At 70.3% G+C, this 1917-nt stretch carries 3 protein-coding genes; all 3 read left to right on the forward strand.

The window, feature by feature from the left end:
* Positions 1 to 1048, forward strand: a 1048-nt coding sequence (locus FJY88_14025; GenBank protein MBM3288444.1) for a nicotinamide-nucleotide amidohydrolase family protein, incomplete at its 5' end; no start/stop codon positions are given.
* A gap of 145 nt (positions 1049 to 1193) precedes the next feature.
* A complete protein-coding gene (gene thpR / locus FJY88_14030; protein MBM3288445.1) occupies positions 1194 to 1649 on the forward strand; it encodes an RNA 2',3'-cyclic phosphodiesterase in 456 nt (151 codons plus the stop codon).
* 146 nt (positions 1650 to 1795) lie between these two features.
* The coding region (locus FJY88_14035; protein ID MBM3288446.1) for a hypothetical protein at positions 1796 to 1917 on the forward strand (122 nt) is incomplete at its 3' end.

Genomic DNA, 1917 nt, shown 5'->3' on the forward strand with positions numbered 1-1917 from the left:
GACCGGGGGCCTCGGCGGGACTTCCGATGACATCACCCGCAAGATCCTCGCCACGGTTCTCAAGCGCCAGCTCATCCTCCGCGAGGACCTCCTCGCGACGATGCGCGAGAGATTCTCGCGCGTCGGGCGCCCCGCGCCGGCGAATCTCGAGGCCCAGGCGCTGATTCCCTTCGGCGCGGAGCTGATCCCGAACGAGGTCGGCCTCGCGCCGGGGCTCCGTCTGCGGGCGGGCGAGCGGCGGGTTCTCTACGCCCTGCCCGGCGTCCCGGCCGAGATGGAAGCGATGGCGGAGCGCGCTGTCCTGCCGGAGATCGCCTCGATGGCCCCGGCGGCCCTCTTCGTCGAGCGTTCCCTGCGGACCTGCGGCATTCCCGAAACGGTCCTCGCCGAGAAGATCGAACCGCTGCTGCCTCCCGGGGTCCGTGTCGCCTACCTTCCGCATGCGGGGACGGTCGAGCTTCGCGTGAGCGCCGAGGGGGATCCCGCGGAAGTCGAGCCCTACCTCGATCGCCTTACTGCGGTCGCGAAGGAGAGGATCGGCCCGGCCGTCTATTGCGAAGGGGAGATCACGCTCGAGGAAGCGGTCGGGAGGAGCCTCCTGGCACGAAGCTGGCGGCTGGCGGTTGCGGAGTCGCTGACCGGCGGGGGCGTGGGCGCGCGCCTGGTTCGGGTTCCGGGCGCTTCACGCTACTTCCTCGGCGATGTCGTCGCCTACGACAACGCGGCGAAGGTGCGACTGCTGGGCGTCCCGGAATCGACGCTCGCCGAGCACGGCGCCGTGAGCGCGAGGGCGGCGGAAGCGATGGCGGCGGGAGTCCGCGAGCGCTTGGGCGGCGAGATCGGCGTCTCGACGACGGGGATCGCCGGGCCCGAGGGGGGCAGCGCGGGGAAGCCGGTCGGCCTCGTCTACTTCGGGCTCTCGTGGGAGGGGGCGCAGACCTCCCTTCGTAGGATGATGCCGGGGTCGCGGGAGCTTGTGATCGAGAGGTCGATCTTGACCGCGCTGGATCTGGTCCGCAGGGTCGCATCCGGGGTCGCGATCGAGTAGCGGGTCTCGGTCGAATCGGGAGAGGCACAGATGCAGGAGAGGACACGGGCCTTCATCGCCTTCGAGATACCGGACGATGTGAAAGGGAAGATCGGCAGCTTCTGCGACGCGATGCGCTCTTTTCCCGCGGGCCGACTCCCTCCACATGACGGTCAGGTTCTTCGGCGATCTCGATCGCAAGCAACTCGACCGGGCGCGGGCGGCCGTCCGCGATCTCGCCGGCCAATGGGTCGCGCCGGACCTCTCCCTCGGCCAGGTCGGCGCCTTTCCGTCCGCGCGACGGCCCCAGGTCGTCTGGCTGGGCGTCGAGGACGCGGCGGGACATCTGCGTGCCCTCGCCGATCTCGCGGACCGGACGATTCGGATCGCCGGCTTCGGACCCGCCGACAAGCCGTTCGTGGGACACCTGACGCTCGCGCGCGTGCGGCGCGGCGCGCGGCCGGCCGACCTTGAGGAGCTGACGCGCGGTTTGACGCCGCCGTCCGGCCCCCTTACCATTCGTTCGATCACGCTCTTCAAGAGCGACTTGCGTCCGGAGGGGCCGATCTATACGCCCCTCGAGGCCGCGGCTCCCGGCGCCGGGCCCGGGCGCGGAGAGTGACGCGGCCGGCTGGACAGAGATTCATGCCTCCGCGCGCCCGGCGATCCGGGCACGATCCGGCGGTCCGGGCGGGACGGGGCGATCCTCCTGGGAGGTCCCTCTGTCCGTAAGCGGCGAACCGCACAACAGGGAAGGAGAGCCTTTCGATGGGTGAGGAACAAGGCAAGGAGAAGGCGAAGGCCCTGGAGCTCGCGATCTCCCAGATCGAGAAGCAGTTCGGCAAGGGGTCGATCATGCGTCTGGGAACGCAGGAGGCGGTCGTCGATGC

It is taken from the genome of Candidatus Eisenbacteria bacterium (assembly GCA_016867495.1).
Lineage (GTDB): Bacteria > Eisenbacteria > RBG-16-71-46 > CAIMUX01 > VGJL01 > VGJL01.

Coding starts and splice junctions, on each gene's coding strand:
- thpR (MBM3288445.1), top strand. CDS start 1,194: ATGACGGTCAGGTTCTTCGGCGATCTCGATCGCAAGCAACTCGACCGG.